Origin of the sequence: Roseburia sp. (assembly GCF_041325975.1) — a bacterium.
GTDB lineage: Bacteria > Bacillota > Clostridia > Lachnospirales > Lachnospiraceae > Roseburia > Roseburia rectibacter.
Genome location: NZ_JBGLEJ010000004.1, coordinates 787,142 through 808,106, shown reverse-complemented (window position 1 = coordinate 808,106; position 20,965 = coordinate 787,142). Strand labels below are relative to the sequence as shown.

The 20,965-nt window shown below is 42.7% G+C and carries 18 protein-coding genes; all 18 read left to right on the top strand.

Annotated elements, in window-relative coordinates:
- The first annotated feature begins 11 nt into the window (after positions 1–11).
- The 18 genes from sufC (at position 12) to ACDD58_RS06980 (ending at position 20,909) form a co-directional block, all read left to right on the top strand.
- On the top strand, positions 12–755 hold the full coding sequence (gene sufC / locus ACDD58_RS07065) for a Fe-S cluster assembly ATPase SufC (RefSeq protein ID WP_370776614.1): 744 nt from the start codon (positions 12–14) through the stop codon (positions 753–755).
- Positions 756–892: 137 nt separating this feature from the next.
- On the top strand, positions 893–2,299 hold the full coding sequence (sufB, locus tag ACDD58_RS07060; protein ID WP_370776612.1) for a Fe-S cluster assembly protein SufB: 1,407 nt from the start codon (positions 893–895) through the stop codon (positions 2,297–2,299).
- Entirely contained in the window at positions 2,299–3,372 is a 1,074-nt protein-coding gene (locus ACDD58_RS07055) for a SufD family Fe-S cluster assembly protein (protein WP_370776609.1), read from the top strand. The genes sufB and ACDD58_RS07055 overlap by 1 nt, the downstream gene beginning before the upstream one ends.
- A 39-nt stretch (positions 3,373–3,411) precedes the next feature.
- Positions 3,412–4,623 (top strand): aminotransferase class V-fold PLP-dependent enzyme, encoded by a 1,212-nt coding sequence (locus ACDD58_RS07050; protein WP_370776606.1) that lies wholly within the window; start codon positions 3,412–3,414, stop codon positions 4,621–4,623.
- Positions 4,613–5,038: a Fe-S cluster assembly sulfur transfer protein SufU gene (gene sufU / locus ACDD58_RS07045; RefSeq protein WP_117922391.1), complete on the top strand. Its 426-nt coding sequence runs from the start codon at positions 4,613–4,615 to the stop codon at positions 5,036–5,038. Before ACDD58_RS07050 ends, sufU begins: the two co-directional genes overlap by 11 nt.
- Before the next feature lie 151 nt (positions 5,039–5,189).
- The gene (locus ACDD58_RS07040) at positions 5,190–5,423 is read left to right on the top strand and encodes a hypothetical protein (protein WP_117922392.1); all 234 of its coding nucleotides are present in this window, start codon (positions 5,190–5,192) and stop codon (positions 5,421–5,423) included.
- A gap of 222 nt (positions 5,424–5,645) precedes the next feature.
- Positions 5,646–5,795: a hypothetical protein gene (locus ACDD58_RS07035; RefSeq protein ID WP_158576230.1), complete on the top strand. Its 150-nt coding sequence runs from the start codon at positions 5,646–5,648 to the stop codon at positions 5,793–5,795.
- Positions 5,796–5,939: 144 nt separating this feature from the next.
- Positions 5,940–6,644 (top strand): ABC transporter ATP-binding protein, encoded by a 705-nt coding sequence (locus ACDD58_RS07030; RefSeq protein WP_370776602.1) that lies wholly within the window; start codon positions 5,940–5,942, stop codon positions 6,642–6,644.
- Positions 6,645–6,650: 6 nt separating this feature from the next.
- On the top strand, positions 6,651–9,404 hold the full coding sequence (locus ACDD58_RS07025) for an FtsX-like permease family protein (RefSeq protein ID WP_241070869.1): 2,754 nt from the start codon (positions 6,651–6,653) through the stop codon (positions 9,402–9,404).
- Between the two features lie 75 nt (positions 9,405–9,479).
- Complete coding sequence (locus ACDD58_RS07020; protein ID WP_199536251.1) at positions 9,480–10,082, top strand: AAA family ATPase; 603 nt, start codon at positions 9,480–9,482, stop codon at positions 10,080–10,082.
- 3 nt (positions 10,083–10,085) lie between these two features.
- Positions 10,086–10,961, top strand: coding sequence for a CorA family divalent cation transporter (locus ACDD58_RS07015; RefSeq protein WP_370776600.1), 876 nt, complete (start codon positions 10,086–10,088; stop codon positions 10,959–10,961).
- A 182-nt stretch (positions 10,962–11,143) separates the two neighbouring features.
- Entirely contained in the window at positions 11,144–11,917 is a 774-nt protein-coding gene (locus tag ACDD58_RS07010; RefSeq protein ID WP_118210237.1) for an ABC transporter ATP-binding protein, read from the top strand.
- Complete coding sequence (locus tag ACDD58_RS07005; protein ID WP_117922642.1) at positions 11,898–12,755, top strand: ABC transporter permease; 858 nt, start codon at positions 11,898–11,900, stop codon at positions 12,753–12,755. Before ACDD58_RS07010 ends, ACDD58_RS07005 begins: the two co-directional genes overlap by 20 nt.
- Before the next feature lie 31 nt (positions 12,756–12,786).
- A complete protein-coding gene (locus ACDD58_RS07000; RefSeq protein WP_370776595.1) occupies positions 12,787–13,863 on the top strand; it encodes an ABC transporter substrate-binding protein in 1,077 nt (358 codons plus the stop codon).
- Positions 13,864–15,056: 1,193 nt separating this feature from the next.
- Positions 15,057–15,290: a hypothetical protein gene (locus tag ACDD58_RS06995; RefSeq protein WP_199654254.1), complete on the top strand. Its 234-nt coding sequence runs from the start codon at positions 15,057–15,059 to the stop codon at positions 15,288–15,290.
- 18 nt (positions 15,291–15,308) lie between these two features.
- A complete protein-coding gene (locus ACDD58_RS06990) occupies positions 15,309–17,552 on the top strand; it encodes a glycoside hydrolase family 31 protein (RefSeq protein WP_370776591.1) in 2,244 nt (747 codons plus the stop codon).
- A gap of 76 nt (positions 17,553–17,628) precedes the next feature.
- Positions 17,629–18,123 (top strand): hypothetical protein, encoded by a 495-nt coding sequence (locus ACDD58_RS06985; RefSeq protein WP_186899311.1) that lies wholly within the window; start codon positions 17,629–17,631, stop codon positions 18,121–18,123.
- Positions 18,124–18,383: 260 nt separating this feature from the next.
- Entirely contained in the window at positions 18,384–20,909 is a 2,526-nt protein-coding gene (locus tag ACDD58_RS06980; RefSeq protein WP_370776589.1) for a hypothetical protein, read from the top strand.
- Positions 20,910–20,965: the final 56 nt, after the last annotated feature.

The window sequence follows — 20,965 nt, the reverse complement described above, 5'->3', positions numbered from 1 at the left end:
GGGTATGATTGATGGATAGATCAATGTTAAAGATAAAAGATCTGACTGTGGGTGTGGAGGACAAAGAACTGCTGCACCATGTCAATCTGGAGATAAAACGTGGTGAGACGCATGTGCTGATGGGACCGAATGGAGCCGGAAAATCGACACTTGGATATGTGCTGATGGGCAATCCGAAATATCAAGTTAAAGGGGGAATCATTGAATTCCTCGAAAAAGATATCACAGAGGAACCGGCGGATAAGAGAGCGCAGGACGGAATTTTCCTGTCATTTCAGGAGCCACTCGAAGTACCGGGACTGGCACTGGATTCCTTTTTAAATAATGCAGTGCGCAAACGGCGGGGAGATAAAGTGCGGATCTGGACATTTATGAAAGAAGTGGATGCTGCAATGAAGATTTTGCAGATGGATGAGTCCTATAAAAGCCGTGCATTAAACGTTGGATTTTCTGGTGGAGAGAAAAAGAAAACGGAGATTTTACAGATGATGCTGTTAAAACCAGAACTTGCAATTTTGGACGAAACAGATTCCGGACTGGATGTGGATGCGGTACGTCTCGTTTCGGCAGGTATTGAGGAATACCGGAAAAATAAGGACAAAGGACTATTGATCATCACACACAGCACCAGGATCTTAGAACATCTGCACGTGGATTATACACATATCATGGTGGATGGGCAGATTGTTGCGACCGGGGATGGAAGCCTGGTGGACAAGATCAACCGCGAAGGATATAAAGACTATCTGGCGTAAAAATAAATTATGGTCAGCAGGAATAAAGATAGTGTGAAAAATAAGCTGCGATATAATCTGAAAACAGTGTGAAAAGTAAGCTGCAATAGAGCAGAAAACAGTGCAAAAAATAAACCGTGATAGAAATGAGGATGATCATGAAAGAAAAAACTTATGTAGCGGATATCGACCGCACGATTTATGATATCCGGAATGATGATAAAGATGCATACCATATGGAAGCGGGACTGACGGAAGAGATCGTGCGTAAAATTTCAGATGAAAAAGATGATCCGGTGTGGATGCGTGAGTTCCGGATGAAATCACTTCAGATTTACAGACAGATGAAAATCCCGGACTGGGGACCACCGATCGACGGACTTGATATGGATCACATTGAGACTTATGTGCGGCCGAAAACACAGATGCGGGGAAAATGGTCGGAAGTGCCGGGAGAGATCAAAGATACGTTTGAACGACTTGGAATACCGGAAGCGGAGCGGAAATCATTGGCAGGTGTCGGAGCGCAGTATGATTCTGAGATGGTCTACCATCATGTGAAAGCGGAAGTGGAAGCACAGGGAGTTGTATACAGTGACATTGAGAGTGCGATGAAGGGCGAATATGCCGACATGATCCGCAGACATTTTATGAAACTGGTCAAACCGAATGACCACAAATTTGCGGCACTGCACGGAGCCGTCTGGTCTGGAGGATCGTTTGTCTATGTGCCACCCGGAGTGTCCTTAGATTTCCCATTGCAGTCGTATTTCAGACTGAATGCACCGGGAGCAGGACAGTTTGAACATACGCTTATCATTGTGGATGAGGGGGCATATCTGCATTTTATCGAAGGGTGTTCTGCACCGCGTTATAATGTGGCAAACCTGCATGCCGGATGTGTGGAATTATTTGTCCATAAAAATGCAAAGCTGCGCTATTCTACGATCGAAAACTGGTCAAAAAATATGTACAATCTGAATACAAAACGTGCGTTAGTCGAGGAGGGCGGAACGATCGAGTGGGTGTCCGGTTCTTTTGGTTCCCATACATCGTATCTGTACCCGATGAGTATTTTAAATGGAAAAGGTGCACACATGGAATTTACCGGCATCACGTTTGCCGGTAAAGGGCAGAACCTTGATACCGGTGCAAAAGTTGTGCAGAACGCGCCGGATACTTCTTCCTGCATCAATACAAAATCAATCTCAAAAGATGGAGGAATCAGTACATTCCGCAGTTCCGTAGTCATTGGAAAAGAAGCGAAAAACAGTAAGGCGGCAGTATCCTGTGAATCTCTTATGCTGGATGGTATTTCAAGATCAGATACAATCCCGGCAATGGATATCAAAACCGCTATGGCGGATGTCGGGCATGAAGCAAAAATCGGCAGGATCAGTGATGACGCAGTTTTTTATCTGATGTCACGCGGCATCAGTGAGCAGGAGGCACGCTCAATGATCGTCAGCGGATTTGCGGATGATGTATCGAAAGAACTGCCACTGGAATATGCACTGGAAATGAACAATCTGATCCAGCTTGAGATGGAAGGGAGCATAGGCTGATGGAAAAAGAATGGATTATAAATGAGCTTCCGGCAAAGACATGGAACTGGCTTAAGATGAATGAATCACAGGTTACGGCAGTTACAGATGCCATCCCATGCATACCGCAAGTTGGGGTGGAGACTTCGGATAATAGTAACGGAAAGCTGCCGGAGGGTGTAAGTTTTGAAAAAAGGGAAATAAAAAAAGGAATCAAAACCGGAATGGGAGCGCAGATATCAGAACTGGGCAGTCAGGATATGGCAGATACACTTCGAATCGAAGAAAATGTACAGATAAAAAGTCCGGTTGTTATTTCATATCAGTATGATGCAGAAAAAAATTACTTTAACCGCATGCAGATTATAGCTGAAAAAGACAGCGAAATAGAAGTCATTTTTATATTTTCCTCTGATAAAAATAGCAGTGGGACAGTGATACACCAGTTACTGGTTGATGCGAAAGAGGGAGCAAAAGTAAAAATATATGCCGCACAGCTTTTAGGTAAAAATGCATGTGCCCTGTTTGATATCGGCGGTGCATGCGAAAAAGATGCGTCGGTAGAACTGCTCCAGATACAGCTTGGTGCAGAAAAATTATATGCAGGATGCCAGATGGGACTTGTCGGTGCGCACAGTTCATTTACAGCAAACATTGGATATCTTGCGGATGGAAATGACCGCTATGATATGAACTATGTGGCAAGACATATCGGGAAAAAGACAGAAAGCCAGATGGATGCAAACGGCATTTTAAAAGGAAATGCGAAAAAACTGTTCCGCGGAACGATTGATTTTATCGCAGGGTGTGCCGGTGCGAAAGGTGCGGAGAGCGAGGATGTGCTTTTGATCGATGAGGGTGTCGAAAATCAGACAATACCATTGATTCTCTGTGGGGAAGAAGATGTGGAAGGAAGCCACGGCGCGACGATCGGAAGACTTGACGAGCAGATGTTGTTCTATCTTGGAAGCAGAGGATTTGACCAGGAGGAGGCAAAACGTCTTGTCGCAAGGGCAAGGATCGATGCACTCTGTGCCATGATCCCGTCAGAGGAGATACAAAAAGAAATCCAGATGATGCTGGATGCACAATGATCGCAAACAGCATCCGGATATGGAAGGAGGATGATAAAGATGCCTGATTATAAAAAAGATTTTCCACTGTTAAGAGACAATCAGCTGGTATATTTAGATAATGCTGCAACCGCACAGCGACCGGAAAAGGTACTTTTGGCAGAGCAGGAATTTTATGAAAAATACAATGCAAATCCCCTGCGGGGACTTTATTCGCTTGGTCTTGCAGCGACAGAACAGTATGAGTCTGCAAGGGAAAAGGTGCGTGATTTTATTCATGCAAAAAGTGAACGGGAGATCATTTTTACCAGAAATACGACGGAGAGTATCAATCTTGTGGCATACAGCTATGGACTTTCCAATTTAAAAACAGGGGATGAGATCCTTGTCACAATTATGGAACATCACAGCAATCTGCTTCCATGGCAGATGGTGGCGGAAAGGACAGGTGCAAAACTTGTTTATCTGGATTGTGAACAGGACGGAAGCCTTACAGATGAGGCAATTTCAAATGCCATCGGTGAAAAAACAAAGTTTGCAGCGATAGGACTGGTCTCAAATGTCCTTGGCAGACGAAATCCGGTGGAAAAAATCATAAAAATGGTGCATGAAAAAGGCGGTGTGGTGTTAGTGGATGCCGCACAGGCAGTTTTGCATAAAAATGTGGATGTCACGGCGATGGACGCTGACTTTATTGCATTTTCCGGTCATAAAATGATGGCGCCGATGGGAATCGGTGTGCTTTACGGGAAAGAAGCACTGTTAGAGGAAATGCCGCCATTTTTAACAGGTGGAGAGATGATCGAGACGGTGACAAGAACTGGGGCAGTTTACGCTGAACTGCCACATAAATTTGAAGCTGGAACGGTCAATGGGGCAGGAGCCGCCGGACTTGCGGCAGCTATTGATTATATGAATGACATCGGAATGGATACGATTCAAAAGCGGGAAGAAAAGCTGACAAAAATGTTATTTGATGGCATGGATCAGATTCCGTATGTGCATATCTTAGGAAGCAGCAAACCGGAGGAACATGGTGGTATTTTAAGTTTTGTGATAGATGGTGTACATCCGCACGATATTGCTTCTATTTTAGATGACAGTCAGATTGCAGTTCGTGCAGGACACCACTGCGCACAGCCGTTGTTAAAACATCTCGGTGTGATGTCTTCCGCGCGTGTCAGTCTGGCATTTTATAATGACGAAAAAGATATCGAACGTTTCTTAGACTGTCTTGCCAGCGTTCGAAGGAGGATGGGATATGGAGAGTAGAAGTTTTTATAATACGATACTGACAGAGCATAATTTACACCCATTGCATAAACAGGTTTTAAAGGATGCAAACCTGGCGTTAGAAGGTGTCAATCCGAGCTGTGGAGATGATATTGTTCTTCAGTTAAAGGTGGAGGATGGAAAGATTACGGACGGTGCATTTGCCGGAAGCGGGTGTGCTGTTTCACAGGCTTCTGCGGACATGATGCTTGATCTTATCATCGGAAGAACAAAAGAGGAGGCACTGGAACTTTCGGATATTTTTTTAAAAATGATTCATGATGAAGCGACACCGGAGGAAATTGACAGACTTGAGGAGGCATCCTCGCTTCAGGATATCTCTCATATGCCTGCCCGTGTAAAATGTGCGGTGCTTGGCTGGCACACGATGGAAGAAATGTTAAATGATAAATAATCTCACTTATTCGTGTGCCATCTTCTTCTGACAGGGGTATAATATAAACAATTAGAAATAACTAACAAAAGTTATGAATGACGTATCCAATTGCTCTGGAACGGTTCAAAACAGATTGTGTGCAAAGAATGCGCAGGAAATGGAGGTTCTGATGGGAAGATATTATCATTTGTCAAAGAAGCTGACAAAAGCACAGGTGGCAGAAGTAGAACGTGAGATGAGAGAGATCGAGGATGTGGAGAGCGTGGAAGTAAACGGTGATCATATGTACATGAAAGTGATCACAAAAGATGACGAGTTTTCCGGTGTGATGGGCAGGGCAGTCAATATCTGCAGCAGGGTTGCAGATGGGGCAGAATTGTCGTTTTCCGGATTTGCAGTGTGAAGCAGGGTGTGTGAAATAAGATCAGAAAGATATAGCCGACAGAAGGCGCGGTAAAATACTAATGTAAGTGCAGCAGATTTATGCGGAAATATATCAAAATCTTTTGATATATTTCCGCATTTATATTTCCGCGTATTAACGTGAACCGAAATGATTTTTGTGACAATATATCAGTGTAAGGACATAGTTCCTAATCTTAATCGCGACTAAGAGGAAAACACAATGACGATTCAGGAATTAGAGATATTTATAGAGAAGTATGGAAAAATCATAAGAAAAAATATGCCGTCAGGGACAGAAGCAGTATGCCAGAGCGGAACTGCGATAACCTTGAAATGTTTGCAGACAGGGAAACAGCCGATAAATACCTGAAAAATATTCTGGAAAAACAGAAGCAGATGAAAATGGTGTCAGCGGATTTTTTAGAAACATTTTATTTGCAAAATAAGTCCTGACGGTTTACACTTTTTATAGTTTATAGAAGTAATTCATACACAACAAGAGAGGACTTATCACATGCCATCATTTGTAACCTTTTCGAACGTGGGCAAAATCTACCATACCGGTGAACTTGATATCACTGCTCTCCACGACGTTAACTTTGAGATCGAAAAAGGAGAATTCTGCGTCATCGTCGGTGCATCCGGCGCCGGAAAAACTACTATTTTAAATATTTTAGGAGGAATGGATACCTTAAGCAGCGGACAGGTATTTTTAGACGGACAGGAAATTTCGGGCTATGACAAAAAACAGCTTACTTCCTACCGGCGTTTTGACATTGGATTTGTGTTTCAGTTTTACAACCTCGTACAGAATCTGACAGCACTTGAAAATGTGGAGTTAGCCGCACAGATCTGTAAAGATCCGCTTCCGGCAGCAAAAGTCCTTGAGGAAGTCGGATTAAAGGATCGTTTGTCCAATTTCCCGGCACAGCTTTCCGGTGGAGAACAGCAGCGCGTGGCGATCGCACGTGCACTTGCCAAAAATCCAAAGCTCTTACTCTGTGATGAACCGACCGGGGCACTCGATTACAATACCGGAAAAGCAGTTTTAAAATTATTGCAGGATACCTGCCGCGAAAAAGGAAAGACGGTTGTTGTCATCACACACAATCAGGCACTGACAGCGATGGCAGACCGCATCATTACGGTAAAGAGCGGAACGGTCGTGTCCATGGAAAAAAATGAGCACATTGCAGATATTGCAGATATAGAGTGGTAGATGGTTATGAGATCAATGATATGGAAATCAACATTCAGGGAAATAAAAGAAAGCCTTGGCAGATTTTTAGCCATCCTTGCTATCGTTGCATTGGGAGTGGGATTTTTTGCGGGACTTAAGGTAACACAGCCTGCAATGTTAGAAACGGCACAGCGTTATTTTGATAAGACATCTCTTTATGATTACCGCCTGATTTCTACGGTCGGTTTTTCAGAGGACGAAGTGGAAACCATAAAAGAACAAAAAGATGTAGCGGCAGCAGAAGGAGCAGTCACGTTTGATATTATCTGTGAGAGCGGCGGGAAAGAGCGTGTCATAAAAATGCACAGCATCACGGAGAATGTCAACCGTCTGGTGCTCGTGGATGGAAAATTGCCGGAAAATGCATCGGAATGTGTGGTGGATTCCAATCTTTATGATGCATCCATGATCGGAAAAACGATCAAACTTTCCGGGGACAATGATGCGGATGATCTGGAACATTTTTCGAGCAGGGAGTACAAGATTACCGGAATTGTGCAGTCACCATTGTATTCGCAGTTTGAGCGTGGAAGCACATCGCTTGGCAATGGCAGGGTAAGCGGATTTGCCTATCTTTTGCCAGAAGGATTTGCGGATGAGTATTATACGGAAGTCTATGTGAAATTTGACAGTGATTTTCCACTGTACAGTGAAGAATATGATGCTTACATAAACCAGAAACAGGATGCGTGGGAAACACTGGCAGAGAATCTTGCAGCAGAACGCTATCAGACGGTACGTTCGGAAGCAGAGACGAAACTTTTGGATGGGAAAAAACAGCTTGCAGAGAAAAAAGAAGGGACAAAGAGTCAGCTTGATGATGCAAAAATACAGTTAGAAGATGCAAAAAGTCAGATTGAAGAAGGTGAAAAGCAGCTTGCAGATGCAAAAAAGCAGTTGGAAGAGTCCAAGGCACAGATTGCAGAAAAAGAAGCGGAATTATCCGATGCAAAGAAGCAGTATGAGGATGGGAAAAAGGAATATGAGGACGGGCTTTCGACTTACAATAAAGAGATAGAAAAAGCTGAAAAAAAGATCAGCGATGGGGAAAAGACGCTGCAGGAATTAAAAGAGCCGGATACCTATGTGCTTGGGCGTGATACGAATGTTGGTTATGTATGTTTTGAAAGTGATTCCGGTATCGTCGACGGAGTTGCGGATGTGTTTCCGATTTTCTTCTTCCTGGTAGCAGCGTTAGTCTGTGTGACAACGATGAACCGTATGGTGGAAGAACAGCGGACGCAGATCGGTGTTTTAAAGGCATTAGGTTACAGTGAGCATACGATCATGGCAAAATATATGTTTTATTCCGGATCGGCAGCACTGACCGGCTGCGTGGCTGGATTTGCACTTGGAACTGTAATGTTTCCGAAAGTAATCTGGTATGCGTATGGCATGCTCTATAAGATGGAGTCGTTAGTGTATGTGTTTGACTGGAAATTAGCAGTCATTTCCGTGACCGTATCGCTTATTTGCTCTGTTGGCACAACATTTGTATCTGTCCGGCGGGAACTGACGGAGGTTGCGGCAGAACTGATGCGTCCGAAAACACCGAAAGCCGGAAAACGTGTATTTCTCGAATATCTGCCGTTTATCTGGAAGAGGCTTAAGTTTCTGCAGAAAGTGTCAATGCGGAACATTTTCCGGTATAAAAAAAGATTTTTTATGATGGTTGTGGGGATCAGCGGATGCAGTGCACTTTTAGTAACCGGATTCGGGGTACGTGATTCCGTGACGGGGATCATAACGCAGCAGTATACGCAGATACAGACTTATGATATCGGGATTACCTATTCATCGTCTGTTGCACAGAAACAGAAAGATGAACTGGAAAATAAAGAAAAAGACGGTGTAAAAAACTTTGTGTTTGTGGCAGAAAAGAGCATGGATTTAGTCGGTGAGGAAAAGACGAAATCAGTCAGCCTTATTATGGCAGATCCGGATTCGGATATAACGCCGTTTATCAACTTACATACGGAAAAAAAGGAGCCGATCGCATTTCCACAAAAGGGAGAGACGGTTATTTCAGCGAAAGTGGCAGATGAACTTGGAATAAAGACAGGGGATACCGTGACACTGCAGGATTCCGATATGAAAACGCTTAAGGTGACGGTAAGCGGTGTCTGTGAGAATTTTGTATATAATTATGTGTATCTGTCGGCAGATACTTACGCGGAACAGATGAAAGCAGAACCGGAATATAAGACGGCATTTGTGTCTGTTTCCGAGGGTACAGATGCGCATTTACTTGGAACAGCGTTAATGGCGATGGCAGATGTGGCAGCGGTAAATATTTCACAGGATGATATGGAACGTTTTTCAAGTATGATGAGCAGTATGGATCTGATCGTTGCTGTCATCATTCTGTGTGCAGCGGGACTTGCATTTATTGTTTTATATAACCTGACGAATATTAATATTACAGAGCGTGTGCGTGAGATCGCAACGATCGAGGTGCTTGGTTTTTATGAGAATGAGACAGCAGCATATGTTTTCCGGGAAAACACGATCCTCACATTTCTTGGCGCACTTGTAGGACTTGTGCTTGGCATATTTCTGCACCGGTTTGTCATGAGCCAGATTGTTGTGGACATGGTGTCTTTTGATGTGCATGTAAAACAGATCAGCTTTTTATACAGTCTGGTGCTGACCATGGTATTTACCTGGTTTGTGGACCGCCTGATGCGAAAGAAGATCGATGCGATCAGTATGACGGAATCTTTAAAGAGCGTTGATTAAAAATAGAGTTGGACGTTAATGTGGGAAAGTGTTATAGTCTATTTATAAAAAATGACGAATCAGGAGATGATACATATGGGAAAAATTATAACGATCGGGCGTGAATTTGGCAGTGGCGGACGTGAGGTTGGAAAGAGACTTTCGGATGAACTGGGAATCGCCTATTATGATAATGAGATCATTACAGAGATTGCGAAGCGGACAAAACTTGCAGAAGGTTATGTACAGCATGTAATGGAAAACAGTCCTTCCACGCTGATGCCGATCACGATCGGAAGAACTTTTTATATGGGCGTGGACCCGGTGATGGAGCAGAACAATGCGATTTACAGGGAGCAGAGCCTTTTGGTGCAGGAACTTGCAGAAAAATCAGACTGCGTAATTGTCGGAAGAAGTGCAGACTATATCCTGCGTGATAAAGATCCGCTGCGTCTGTTTATTTATGCAGACATGGAATCGTGTATGGAACGCTGCAGAAAACGTGCACCGGAGCAGGAACATTTTACGGATAAAGAGTTAAGACGTCATATTCAGGATGTGGATAAAAAACGTTCGAAATATTATCAGTTTTTTACCGGACAGACCTGGGGGGACAAATTAAATTATGACCTGTGTATCAATACGTCCGGTGCTGATATTGAAGCGCTGGTGAAGGTGATCGCAAAACTGGTAAAATAAAACATGCAGGAATATCATTTAAACATTGAAAAAAAAATCTGTCTGATGTCAACAGCAGAATTTAAGGAGCTAGAGGGGGAATATCCTCACAAGCGGAATCTTTACCGCAGTATGAATCCGGTGCAGTATTGTAAGGCGGAAAATTATGGAGACTGTCTGTTTGGGACAATGAAGATACCGCGCGTATTAAAAGGTGAAATAACTTATATTGTATTTGGATTTTATCTGAGGGGCGATGAACTGTTACTGATCGAGGATGGCAGTTTTTTAAAGACATGTCTGGGAAAACTGGAAAAAGTCATACCGGAAGAAATCAGTATGAATCAGCTTCTTGTCATGATCTTTGAAATGCTGATCGAGGATGATGTGATCTATCTGCAGCAGCAGGAAGAAAAATTAGCTTCGATCGAGGAAGAACTGTTAAAAAAGATTCCGGAACATTTTTATGAGATCATACTCCGGTACCGGAAACGCTTTTCGGCGTATCATGCTTATTACGAGCAGCTTGTAAATCTGGCAGATGCCATGCAGAGTGATTTTGGACAGATACTGACAGATAAGGAGCAATCACTTTGGCAGCTCTATGCAAACCGTGTGGAACGTCTGCATGACCATGTAGAACTTTTGAGAGAGTATCTGGTACAGATCCGTGAGTTATACCAGTCATTGATCGATGTTCAGCAGAATAAAGTCATGAGTATCCTGACGGTTGTCACAACGATCTTTCTTCCTTTGACATTGATCGCAGGATGGTACGGAATGAATTTCCCCAATATGCCGGAGTTCCGATGGAAGTATGCATATCCGGTTGTGATCATTGCCAGTATATTTATCATTGCAGGTGAGATCGTATATTTTAAGAAAAAGAAAATGCTTTAAGAGAAAGAAAATGCTTTAAGAGAAAGAAAATGCTTTAAGAGAAAGAAAATGCTTTAAGAAAAAGATATCATTTGTATGTAATCCGGAAACGGGGAATGATCCTCTGTTTCCGGATTTTTATATGTCAAAGTGCCGGATATATGAATATATTACAATAAGAATGAGTTAGAGAAGCTGCTGTTATGGCTTATGAAGATATAAAAATTTCAGGCATTACAAAATGCTTTTATAATAATGGGGAAATGCGTCAGATATTACGACCGATAGACCTTTCCATACCACATGGGAAATTCGTTTCGATCATTGGGCCGAGCGGGTGTGGAAAGTCGACGCTGTTTAACATTGTGGCAGGACTTCTGCCACCGACATCGGGAGATATTACGATCGGCGGGAAAAGCATTTTAGGGGAAAAGGGCTATGTTGGTTATATGCTGCAAAAAGATATGCTTCTTCCGTGGCGTACGATCATCGACAATATTATTTTGGGACTTGAAATCAAGGGTGTACCGAAGAGGGAAGCGAGAAAACAGGCACTGCCCCTGATGGAAAAGTATGGACTTTTGGGATTTGAAAAAAATTATCCGTGCGAACTGTCCGGTGGAATGAGGCAGAGAGCAGCACTTCTTCGCACGCTTTTGTATGACCGGGAGATCATTTTGTTAGATGAGCCGTTTGGCGCACTGGATGCGCAGACAAGACAGTCCATGCAAAACTGGCTGTTAGAGATCTGGGAAGATTTTCATAAAACAGTCTTATTTGTGACGCATGATATCGATGAGGCAATTTATCTGTCGGATATCATTTATGTTTTTTCGGAACGGCCTGGTTACGTAAAAGAAAAAATCAATGTTAACTTAAAACGTCCAAGAAAGCAGGAAGATATGCTGGAAGCTGATTTCTGGGATTTAAAACAGCATTTGACAGGAGGAATGTCTGATGGAAAAAAAGGCGTATGAAGCATATTATTATGAGCCGAAATCCGTTGGGGCAATGCAGTCAGACGGAAAGGAAAAATTAAGGCAGAAAAAACAGAAAAAAGGCATCCGGACAGGAAGGATTTTATTTGGAATTGCAATTTTAATCCTTTGGGAAGTGAGTGCTATGTGTGGATGGATCGATGATTATTACTGGAGTTCTCCTTCATTGATCGTACGGACAGCGATCGTTCAGTGGAAAGAAAAAAATCTTGCATATGACATCTATTTTACATCTATGTCTACGATCGGTGGTTTTCTGGCAGGAACGTTAGGCGGCGCAGTGTTAGGATTGTCATTCTGGTGGTCAAAGACATTTGCAAAAATTTTTGAACCGTATCTTGTGATGTTTAATGCAGTGCCAAAGCTGGCACTTGCACCAATTTTAATCGTGCTGTTTGGTATCGGTTTTTCATCCAAAGTAATCCTGGCATTTTTAATGACAGTAATATCATGTGCGCTCGCGACAGTCAGCGGCGTCGAAAATGTGGATGAGTCGATGGAAACTTTGCTTTATTCACTTGGTGCCACCAGGTGGCAGGTTTTTGGTAAAGTTGTGGTTCCGGCAGTGCTTCCCTGGATGCTTGGGAGCCTCCGGATCAATATTTCTTTGGCGCTCGCAGGTGCGATCGTCGGGGAATTTATCGCATCTGGGCATGGACTTGGAAGAATGGTCATCTATGCGGGTACTATTTTAGATACTACATTAGTGTGGGTTGGGGTGATCGTGCTGTCACTGCTTGCAATGGTAATGTACCTTGCGGTGGTGGAACTGGAAAAATGGATGACGGAACATCTTGCCATTTACCGTAAGGCGTAAAGACACCTTTTGGCACGTAAAGCCATATTATATGAAAAAGAGAAAACAGGCAGAGATGTTAACAAGAAAAATATTAAAAAGGAAATGGTTTAGTTGTTTTGGATGCGTTTTATTTGCTGCCGTGCTATTGGCGACAGCCTGCGGTGATGATAAGGCAGGGCAGGAGAGTGAGGCGCTAAAGAAGATTGTGATCGCAGAACCGTTACATTCGATTGGTTATCTTCCACTTTATGTTGGGCAGCAGGAGGGATTTTTTGAGGAGGAAGGACTTGATGTGGAGGTGATACAGGCTACGGGCGGCTCGCATGTGACATCTGTGATGAGCGGGGATGCATGGGGCGTGATCGGTGGAGTGGATTCGAATGCGATCCCGAATGCATCCGGAAACTGCCCTGACCCGGTAATTGCCGTCTGCAACTGTGTAAACCGTGCAAATGTGTACCTGTGTGCAGCAGTCGGTGAAGAATATACTGGAAATACGGATGAAGAACTTGCACAATATTTAAAAGGCAAGAAGATCAATTCCGGCAGATTTGGCGGCAGCCCAAATTTATGCGTGCGCTATCTTTTGCTTTCACTCGGACTTGATCCGGATCGTGATGTTGTGATGGTAGAGCCGGCAGACATGTCAACTTCCGTTGCTGTGGTGCAGAGCGGTCAGGCAGATATTTCCTGGGCAGCAGAACCCCAGATTGTAGATGGGATGAAGCAGGGGGTATGGACAGATGCATTTTACCAGTTTACAGATTTAGGAGATTATGCTTACTCTGTTTTAAGTGTAGCGGAATCGACAATCAGCAATGATCCGGAAACAGTACAGCACTTTGTGAATGCGATGTTAAAATCTCTGACTGCGGCGCAGGATAAGGAGATCGCAGTCCGGGCTGCAGAAAAAGAATTTCCGACCACACCGCCAGAAGATATAGAAGCCGCGATCGACCGCGCCTATGCAGATGAACTTTGGAGCATGGATGGTGTGATCACGCAGGAAGCAGTAAAAAATGATATGGAAGTATCCATTGCATCGGATGTATATCAGGGGACTTACCAGTATGAAGAACTGGTGGATATGCAGTTCGTTTACAATGCACAGAACAATACGGATTGAAATTAGCTATCTGACAAATGCTGGTTTGTCGAGGCATGCGTCGCCCACCTAAATGGTGTTTCGTAGGTTTGTGAGTGGCATCTTGCGCAAAGCCGGAGTAATTTTGGTTCCGTTGTACGAAAATAAGAAAAGTCTAAGTGTGTCTGAGTTAGATTTTCGCGAAGTGACGTGAACGGCAACAACGAGTCATCCATGACTCGATGCTGCCTTGTTCTGCCATCCATGGCAGAACATCACTGTGTAACTACAGACACACTAAGATTTTCTAATTTTCTCCCAAAGTCACAAAATCAGCTTCGGCTTTGCGCAAGATGCCCACCTCCAGGTTGTGAACACCATTTGGGTGGGCGGTTCATCTCAAAATGGGGGCGCGGGTGTGAATTTTTGATATTCGCACGAATGGAAATATGCTTAAAATCCTAATGTGCTGTATCACTGATATTCAGCCTAATGACTTCCCAGAATTTCCATCTACTACATTGTATTACATGAATTATTTCGTAAATTGTCAGACCAAATAACACAGAATATTTTTTCAAATGTGTATGGCAATAAACATAGGCATAATGGGATATATTGAGGTTTTCCAGTATTACCAAACCAATAATAATCTATTAAATATAGTTATTTGGAAATCTTTTTTAATCAGATTCAGACACAAAACACTAAAAATTTACGCACCCCCAAGGTTGTAAAATGAGTTTCCCGGCTAAGGGTGGTTCACAACCTTGCGGCTGGCAAATCGCATCAAGCCGAGACCTGTTTTGTGACTTTGGGAGAAAATTAGTCAATCTTAGACTGCCTGTCCGCAATACAGTGTTGTGCTGCCACGGACGGCAGCACAAGTCTTAATGTGCCCGGATGGCACATTTAAGACGCACACGTCACTCCGCCACAACCTGAACCAGGCAGCCTTAGATTGTCTTATTTTCGGACAACGAAACAAAACAGTCCCGGCTTGATGCAATTTGCCACTCACAAAACTGCGACGCCACCCTTAGCCGGGGAACTCATAGCCCAACAAATCATCATTTGGACAAACGATTTTCCATTCTGTAACGGAAAAATGAAAGGAAACCTTGGAAACCGCATAGAAAATTTCGTAATTTTTCGGGACAAATCCTCCATATTATAGTATAATGGCGGTACTAAAGTAATATAAACGAAAAATACACTGGAAAAGGAGAACAATTATGATGAATCCGGCTTCAATTATGAAAATCATGAATGCAAAAAATAAATTCACGGCAAATCATCCGAAATTCGCCGCATTTTTAAATGCAGTATTTTCGACCGGCATCACGGAAGGAACCATTATTGAGATCACCGTGACAAAGCCCGGAGCAGAACCGATCACAACAAATATGAAAGTGCAGCAGTCGGATCTTGATCTGTTGCAGGAATTACAGGATATTGCAAAAATGTAAAAAGAAAAGGAGAAATATATGTTAGGGAAAAAACTTTCTTATCAGATCAATGGCAGTACAGTAGAGTTTGAATTTGAACATGGAACGGCATATGTCACAGCAGTTACGGATACGATCATGAATGTATTTGTTCCGTATCAGTCAAAAGATCACCGCTCAAAGGCAATCGAAGGAGATAAAAGACAGAATGTTTCCGTAAAAGTCTCTGAGGAGAACGGAGCAGTACAGATTAAAACCGATAAACTGACAGCAGAAGTACATGATGATTTTCACATTGATTTTTATAAAGAAGACGGTACACTTTTATGCGAAGATTTCAGGGGAGAGCGAAAGAAAAAAGCAAGATTAAGTGATGAAGCACTTGCTACTTTAGAATCTGAGGGACATGCTGTCTCTGCAGATGGTGAAAAAGAAGATCCTGTCATGGTCATAAAGAAGATGGACGGAGATGAAAAATTCTATGGGCTTGGAGATAAGACAGGCGTTTTAAATAAAAGAAACTATGAATATGAAAACTGGAATTCTGATCTTCCGCAGGCGCACACGGACGATTTTAAGGCATTGTATAAATCAATTCCATTCCTGATCACGTTAAAAAAGACAGGTGTATTTGGAATGTTTTTTGACAATACCTACAGATCCCATGTTAATCTCGGAAAAGAGAATGATGCATACTATTATTACAGTGCAGAGAACGGAAATCTCGATTACTATTTTATTTCCGGAGAGAAAATGACGGATATCGTGGAAGGTTATACCTATCTGACCGGCAGGACACCATTGCCGCAGTTGTGGACATTAGGACATCATCAGTCGAGATGGGGATATCTGTCCGCCGAGGATATCAGACGTGTGGCGCATAAATACAGAGAACTACAGATACCGTGCGATACGATTCATTTTGATATCGATTATATGGATGGTTATCGCGTATTTACCTGGAATGAAAAGGATTTTGGAGCACCGGGAGAAATCATAAAAGAAATTGCAGAGGATGGTTTTAAGGTTGTCTGCATCATCGATCCGGGTGTGAAATTAGATCCGGGATATGCAAAATATGATGAGGGAATTGCGAATGATTATTTTGCAAAAACACCGGAAGGTGAAGTATACGTTAATGAAGTGTGGCCGGGAGAGGCTGTGTATCCTGATTTTGGAAAACCGGATGTCAGAAAATGGTGGGCGGACAATCAGAAGTTTTTAGTTGATCTTGGTGTACGTGGAACATGGAATGATATGAACGAGCCTGCAAGTTTCCGTGGAGAACTTCCACAGGATGTAGTATTCACGGATGAGGATCAAAAAACGGATCATGCAGCAATGCATAACGTTTATGGTCATCTGATGTCAAAGGCTACCTACGAGGGATTAAAGGAAAATGATAAAAGAAGACCGTTTGTCATCACAAGAGCATGTTATGCAGGAACGCAGAAATACTCTACGGTATGGACAGGAGATAACCAGAGCCTCTGGGCACATCTTAGAATGGCAGTCCCACAACTCTGCAATCTCGGTATGAGTGGAATTGCATTTGCAGGAACAGACGTCGGCGGATTCGGAGCAGACTGTACACCGGAACTGATGTGCCGCTGGGTTCAGGTTGGTGCATTTTCACCACTGTTCCGTAACCATTCTTCCGTGGGAAGTACATACCAGGAGCCATGGCAGTTTGATGAGAAAACGCTTCGCATTTACCGCAAATTTGTAGAATTAAGATATCAGCTGCTTCCGTATCTGTATGATCTGTTCCACGAGTGTGAACTGACGGGACTGCCAGTTATGCGTCCGCTGGTTCTGCATTATGAAAATGATCCGGAAACATGGAACTTAAACGGTGAATTTTTAGTAGGAGAGAATCTTCTTGTTGCACCTGTTTTAGAGCAGGGAGAGACAAAGAAGATCGTATATCTTCCGGAAGGTACCTGGTATGATTATGAGACAAAGAAACCATATCAGGGAAAACAGTATTACATGGTGGATGCACCGCTTGATACCTGTCCGATGTTCGTGAAAGAGGGAGGAATGATCCCGACTTATGAACTGGCACAGTATGTTGGTGAAAAGCCGTATGATACCTTGAAAATGCGCATATATCCGGGAGATGGAACATACCTGCATTACCAGGATAACGGAGAGGATTTTGCTTATCGTGATGGTGCTTATAATGAGTACATGTTTACGCATAAGGGAAATGAAAAAGAGGCATCCGTACAGATGAACAAAGAAGGTTACACAAAATACAAAAATATTCTTTTTGAGTAGGATTTATGGTATGGCTGATGACACAAAAATATTCCTTAAGCATATGATATAGAGATGTTAGTGACAGGAGTAATGTGTGGACTATAATCAGGAACAGTTTTTCCGTATGCAGATGGATGTACCCAAAATGCCATTTTACATGAGTTATCCGATGCAGAATCTGTATCTTACGGAAATGGAATATGAAAAAGATATGGAACGCATGAAAGAGCTTTATCCGAAAGAGGTAAAGACGATCCTTTCCTACGTGGAAGATGAGTGCGATAAAATGGAGTATGAGGGAAGCCTGATGTTTGACGAATATCCGGATCGTCTGATGTTAGAGCAGGTGGCAGAGCGGATTTACCGTAAGGTGGCAGGAGAAGAAAATAATGTTGAGGCAGAACAGTACTGGGGTGGAATGAATCCACCGCCGGGACCGGGAATGCCTCCACCGCCGCAACCAGGACCGGGGATGCCGCCTCCACCGCCCAGAGGACATGATGATATGAGGAGTCTGATCGGGGTATTATTAAATAACGAGATGTATAAACGGCGCTGCAGACACAGAAGATGCAGACGCTGGTGGTAAAATAGCTGATACAGGAAAAAGGGCAGGTACCTCAATGTGAGGTGCCCTTTTTTGTGTAATAGGAAAATTCATTGAAAGTGCCTATTACATAAAAAGCCCTCCGGGCAGGATTCTTTTTTACTTGATATCTTAAATTTTCTAAAAGAATCGGCAATAGGCATTGCGGATTTGAAAAAAAATGCATACAATATAGCTATCGCTTTTTTTGCGGTTTAACAGAGAAAATATATTTCATTCACATAGAGCAAGGAGATAATATCGTGCAGAAAGGTGCAATTAAGGCAGTCGTACTGACCGTCATTTTTTTTGTGGCGGTCGGAATATTTAGTATGATGACAAATCATGTCAATGAAGATCTGACAACAGAAATGAAAAATGCTACGTTACCGGTTATTTCATTAGAGAGCAGCGAACAGGAAATCAATGAATTACATGGATATCGTACAAAAATGAATGCCGCAAGCATGCGCGATACGATCACGCCGATCGGAAAAGACAGAAAACTCCCGGTTACAATTCAGACGTATGAGGCGAGTATAGATGCTATATCTTATGAAATACGGAGTCTTGATGGGGAGAGACTGATCGCTAATGCAGATGTCAGTTCCTACGATGAAAAAAAAGGTACGATCAGAGCGGAACTGGAAATTCAGAATCTTCTTCAGGAGGGGGAAGAATATTTACTGCTCATTAATTTAGAGAGCGGGAATGATGTGATCTATTATTATACAAGAATCATGGAGATGCAGAATGCGCATATAGATGAATCACTGAAATTTGTTAAGGAGTTTCATAATACCACATTTAATAGTGAAACGTCGGGAACGTTGTCAACGTACATGGAAAAAACGACCGGGGATAATACCACCTTACAGTTTGTTTCGTTAAATTCTTCGTTGAAACAGCTTGCCTGGGCAGATTTTAACGGAGAGCAGTTAACGACACCAGTGCCATCGATAAAAGAGATCACAGATACTTATAATGTGATCGTGCTGGATTATGTTGTAACGAGTATCGGGGAGGACGGCGAGAGCGAATATTATAATGTAGAAGAATATTATCGTGTGCGTTATACGAGCAGCCGTATGTATCTGCTTAATTTTGAACGCCGTATGAATCAGATCTTCCGTGGGGAAAATGTCAACTTTTTTGATAATTATATTGAACTTGGAATACGTTCGGGAAATGTGGAGTATCAGGCAAATGAGACTGGGACTACAGTAGCCTTTGTACAGGAGGGGGAGCTGTGGAGCTATAACGAGACAGAAAATACGCTTGCAAAAGTATTCAGTTTCCGCGGATATGAAGGAATTGACAGCCGCGAAAATTATGGCGAACATGATATCAAGATCGTCCGGATTGATGAGGCAGGGAGCCTTGATTATATCGTGTATGGTTATATGAACCGCGGAAGCCACGAGGGGGAAGTGGGAATACAGGTAAATCATTATGACAGTCTTTCAAATACAAATGAAGAACTGGCATTCATTTCTTCCGATAAAGCATATGAAGTTATGAAATCAGAACTTGGTCAGCTGATGTATGTGAATGAGGGCGGAGAATTATATCTGATGGTGGACGGCAGTGTATATGGGATAGATCTTAGTACATTGGAAATGAAAGAGCTGATAAAAGGACTGGATAAGGAAATATATGCAGTTTCGGAATCTGACCGCTATTTTGCATGGACAAAAGGCAGCCAGAATGGACAGAGTGATACGATCTGTCTCATAAACTTTTCGAATGAAAAAATAACAACGATAACAGAAGGAAGCAGCAAATATGTAAAACCGCTTGGATTTATGGGAGATGATTTTGTATATGGTGTAGCGAATGCTGCAGATGTATCAACAGAAGCTGCCGGGAATGTTATTTTTCCGATGTATCAGATTAAAATTCTGGATGTGTCGTCCGATGAACCATCTGTGTTAAAAACTTATGAAAAAAATGGTTATTATGTATCAGGTGTTGATATTGATGATTATACTATGTATTTAAACCGCATCCAGTATAATGGAACCGCCTATGTTGATGCAGATCAGGATATGATCATGAACAGGGAGGGAGATGGAAATAAAATTGTTTCCATTGTAAGCAGTAATTCCGACAGCAAAGAAACCCAGTTTGAAATATCTCTGCCGGAAACTGTAGGGGCGAAGGCTCCGAGGCTGCTTACTCCGAGAGAAACCATATTAGAGCAGGAGCGTACACTCACACTTGAGGATAAGGGTGATAGTAGGAAATATTATGTTTATGTAAAAGGTGATGTGGTCTATACCACAGATCAGGTGGCAGATGCGATCACAAAAGCGAATGAAAATATGGGAGTTGTGGTAGGAAAAGATCAGAAATACATCTGGAAACGTTCCAGAGATGCGATCAGACCGGCTCTTTCCGATATTGCGGTTGGCGCGGAAGATGCATCCTCTAACAGTATTGCGCAGTGTATCAATGCAATGCTTGAAAAGGAGGGAATTAATATCAGTGTAAGTGCATTGATCGCAGGCGGAGAAACACCAAAGAATATTCTGAGCAATACCATGAAAGATGCAAGAATTTTAGATCTGACAGGATGCAGTGTGGAGGAAGTCCTTTACTATGTAAGCTGTGGCAATCCTGTATTTGCGATGACGGGAAGCGATGAAGCGGTACTTGTGGTAGGCTATGATGCCAATAATGTCATTATCTTTGATCCGTCAACCGGAAGTAATTTTAAGCAGAGCCTGACAGATGCGGATGAAGTTTTTAAGGAAGCCGGAAATGTATTTTTCACATACCTCAAGTAAAAGAACAAAAATGCGGATATACAGACACATTGTAAGTATATATACATGAAAAAAAC